Raw genomic sequence first — 255 nt, 5'->3', positions numbered from 1 at the left:
TTTTCCTGGAATCCAACCCCGGTTGCTCAAGCGCTTGCGGCACTTTTCATTGCCTGCGCCCTGATCCACGCCACCTTCGCCTATGGTGCGCGGAGCGCCTTGGTTCTGTTCGTTACTTGTAACGCAATTGCGTTTGCGATGGAAAACCTGAGCGCTGCCACAGCGTTTCCATTTGGGACCTTTCATTTCGTGGTCGGCGCGGACTTGCCGCAGATCGGCCTCATCCCGATCATCGTGGGACCGGTATGGTTCGTT

The 255-nt window shown here is 56.9% G+C and carries 1 protein-coding gene; it reads left to right on the top strand.

Annotated elements, in window-relative coordinates; all coding sequences use genetic code 11:
• Window positions 1-255, top strand: a 255-nt coding sequence (locus tag ACZIRK_RS45700) for a carotenoid biosynthesis protein (RefSeq protein ID WP_474419912.1), incomplete at both ends; no start/stop codon positions are given.

This window comes from Bradyrhizobium sp. Leo114, assembly GCF_055229415.2.
The sequence above is the reverse complement of the archived record's forward strand: the minus strand, read 5'-3'. Positions and strand labels throughout refer to the sequence as shown.